3 protein-coding genes and 1 pseudogene are annotated in these 3,112 nt (G+C 35.9%); all 4 read right to left on the reverse strand.

Translation table 11 applies throughout. The annotated features are described in order from the left end of the window. A partial coding sequence (locus AC1DTM_RS21205) for an SDR family oxidoreductase (protein WP_477000804.1) occupies positions 1-731 on the reverse strand: 731 nt, incomplete at its 3' end. Positions 732-1,024: 293 nt separating this feature from the next. After that, positions 1,025-1,312: pseudogene (locus AC1DTM_RS21210) on the reverse strand (hypothetical protein); the annotation flags it as partial. A 90-nt stretch (positions 1,313-1,402) separates the two neighbouring features. Next, positions 1,403-2,350 carry a serine hydrolase domain-containing protein gene (locus AC1DTM_RS21215; RefSeq protein WP_199715313.1) on the reverse strand — a complete coding sequence of 316 codons (948 nt, stop codon included), beginning with the start codon at positions 2,348-2,350 and terminating at the stop codon, positions 1,403-1,405. A 23-nt stretch (positions 2,351-2,373) separates the two neighbouring features. Beyond that, the coding region (locus AC1DTM_RS21220; RefSeq protein ID WP_477000805.1) for an AraC family transcriptional regulator at positions 2,374-3,112 on the reverse strand (739 nt) is incomplete at its 5' end.

A 3,112-nucleotide genomic window follows, 5' to 3' on the forward strand; every position in this document is an offset into this window, starting at 1 on the left:
TCACTATTCGTAACTTTTTTACACGTATTTAATAGCTCTTCCATCGTCAATTCATCATTTGGACCTGTTATATTGAATGTACCTGCTTTATTATTTTCTGCCATGTTTAGTCCAAAGCTCGCAACATCTTTTATATCAACGAACTGTACTGGACGGTCTTTTCTTCCTGGCACTAACACTTTTCCGCCCTTTGCTACGCGCTGAATCCAGTATGGAAGCCGATCTGTATAATCAAACACTCCCGAAAGAAGTCCCGCTCTTACGTGTAAAACACGCCCCGGCCAATACTTCTCTGCCTCTTTTTCACATAATACTTTAAGCGCACCATAATGCTCGTAAGGCGATATTTCACCATTCTCTACAGCCTTTATCTGATCACTCGTCGGTTCGGGTTGTAATATATAGTCTTCTTTTATGTGATGAGGGATCCAATCTTTATATACGGAAATGCTTGAGATAAATATATAGTGTTCAATATTATCTTTAAGTACTTCTCCAACATTCCTAATATGATGTGGAGAAAATCCACACGTGTCTATGACAACATCCCATTTTCGATTTTTTAAACTTGATACATCGTTATTTCTGTCACCGATTAACTGCTCTACTTTAGGAAAAATTTCTTTGTTTGTTCCACGGTTGAATAATGTAACTTCATGCCCTCTCTGTAAAGCCTCATCTACAAATGCTCTTCCTAAAAATCGTGTACCACCTAGAATTAGAATTTTCATGGTTTTCCCCCATTCAATCAGATGCATAATAAAAACCTTTTCATTTTTATAACGATTTTGCCTTGTGAAAAGTTACGGGTACTTTTCATTTTTTCTATAGTTAATATAACGTCATCCAAATTTGTAACTTGTGACATACCTTTTTATCGAATTCGAATGTAATGAAGACGATAAAGAGGGATTGAGAAGTATCTCAACTAAGTTATAGTGGTAAATCCACATCTACGAAAATACTTATTTATACGAGAAATGCTCCTACCAAATTGATAGAAGCATTTCTTTCTCAACATTTGTTTACTTTTATATACTTGAATTGAAATTAAACTGAGCAATCCCATAAATAAACAAATCGCACCTAGAATTGTATAAGAATTTCCGTATCCTTATAATATAGCTAAATATGTACTTGTATCCATATGACCGCCCTGCTCTGCAACAGATGCACCGGCTGCCTTACTCCCCATTTCTAGTGCATTTATAAGAATATATGCACCGATAATAGATACTACGGCTGAAATAATTTCTACAACATTAGACTTTGTCATCATACCCTCACCTTTCAAACAACGTCTTTTATCCATCTAGAGAAATCTCTTTCTATCTCTTACTTATACATAATAGCAAAAAAGACGGTATGAAATTCCAGTTCATACCATCTTTTTTTGCTAAAATTAATTATTTGTTTGTATACAAGAAAGAATATATTTCGAAATTAACTCCCATCTATCCTTCGCTTCCGGTATAATCTCAGATGCAATCGCCACCACCAATTCCTTCTCCGGTATACAACAAATCACATTTCCACCATCGCCCATGGCACAATATGAAAAGATACCATCTTCTTCTCGTAACCACCATAAGTACCCATATAGATTTTCGTTCATTATTGTCGATTCTTTTACCCATGATTTTGAAAGAATTTGCTTTCCACCATAAATACCTTTATTCAAATACAATCGTCCAAACTTAGCCATATCTCTAGCTGTTAACGTAAGTCCCCATCCGCCTGCCGAAATACCGTTTGGATCATGAACCCATCCTTTCACATCTTTTCCGAATAAGTCATGGAATCCAAATGCTTTCATATTGTAGTTTGGAATTTCTCTCATGCCGATAGGCTGGAATAGATATTCGTTCGCAAATTCACGAGCACTTTTCCCTGTTACACTCGTAATAATTGCTGATAGTAAATGAGCTCCTGCAGATGAATATTTAAAAGATCCAACTTGCCCGCCGTTCCCAATTCTATTAAGTGTATACTGCACCCAATCCTTTTGTGTGCATAATTCTTCTAACGGTTCCTGCCAGTCCACATAAGGATATGGAGCTGTCATTGTAAGTAGATGCCGAACTGTTACTTCAGATTCCTTAAGATTATATTCAGGAAAAAACTCTATTACTTTTTGATTAACACTTTTGATATATCCTTTATCTATACATATTCCAATTAACGCAGAGATTATCGTTTTGGTGACCGATGCCACATGAAATGTATCATCTGGACCGTAACCATTATAATAATTTTCAAAAGTAACATTACCTTTTTGCATTACTAACATACCATTAATATTTTTATATTCTTCTTTTACAACACAATCTAACTGTTCAGCCGTTTTCATTGCTCTTCCCCCTTAATCTATGATTAAAAAGGTTCGATAGGTACATATATATCGACTATATGTTTATGTTCTGGGTGCTGCCTCGGATCATTTTTATACACTTCAAAAGGATACGAATCTCTCGGTTTATATCCGCTCTTCGGGAGCCATTCACCGTATAAAAAGTTCCATGCCCCTTTGTATTCATCTTGGAATATTTCAAAGTGACCTATCGCATATGTCCCTGAAGGTATTGCCATTATTCCAATGTCACTCGTTCCTACTGAGGCTTCATCTGGAATTGTTATACATAGACTTGTTCTTAAATGATAGTCTTCTGTAAACTCATGATGATCGTGATAAATTGTTAATACCTTCGTATCCTCGAATACATGATATTTTTGCTCCGATGCGTAATGAAATAGTTTCTCTATCATTTTTGGAAAATCTATAGCTAAATCCTTATATGTACCTACATGTCTTATGTATGCGACGTTTACTTTGTCCGCTGTTACAATTTCGACCTCTCCTCGAACCTTCTTACACTCATTGTATTGGGAACCTTCGTTTACGTCTTTGCAATTCTTGCTATTGTGATTTCTATAGTGAGACGGACTTACTCCGTACTGACTTTTAAATGTCCGGGAGAAAACTGCTGAATCCGTAAAACCATAATGATAAGCAATATCTGTAACCGTCATATCCATACGATATGTAAGTAAATGTGTTGCCCTCTCTAATTTCAAACGATTCACATACCGAGATAACGGCTCTTCCATCATC

This window comes from Bacillus sp. P4_D3 (assembly GCF_056401855.1).